Origin of the sequence: Nocardia cyriacigeorgica (assembly GCF_010858045.1) — a bacterium.
GTDB lineage: Bacteria > Actinomycetota > Actinomycetes > Mycobacteriales > Mycobacteriaceae > Nocardia > Nocardia cyriacigeorgica_E.
In genome coordinates this window covers 1-380 of record NZ_JAAGVC010000150.1, presented here as the reverse complement: position 1 = coordinate 380, position 380 = coordinate 1, and the positions used below count along the sequence as shown (strand labels likewise).

The following is a 380-nucleotide window of genomic DNA, read 5'->3' as shown; positions in this document are numbered from 1 at the left end:
CTCGACAGCCCGCGGTCCGGAACAATCCGTCCGGGACATGCCGTGCCCGGCAGCGTTCGCACCACGTCACCAACTCCGACGGCACGCGTTCGGTAACACGAGTGCTGGCTTCGGACTTGGCGATCGGGCGGGTGACCACCGCGCGTAAGGCTGCGGCGACGGCATCGACCGCGGAGACCTCGTCCGCGCCACCGGTGTCGGAGGGTAGTGGCGTATTGGCCGCGCTGACGAAGTCGAGTCGGTCGAGTCGATGCACGTGCGGTGCACCGCGCATCGACCACATCGTCACCAGTGGTCCGTCCGGGCCGATGGTTGCGGGTGCCGACCTAGCTCTCAGTGACCGCAGTGCACCGTCGGGCCGCCCGTCCTGGACACCGAGC

General features: G+C 68.9%; 1 pseudogene. It reads right to left on the bottom strand.

Annotated elements, in window-relative coordinates:
* Positions 1-274 (bottom strand): annotated as a pseudogene (locus tag GV790_RS29140) (hypothetical protein); the annotation flags it as partial.
* Positions 275-380: the final 106 nt, after the last annotated feature.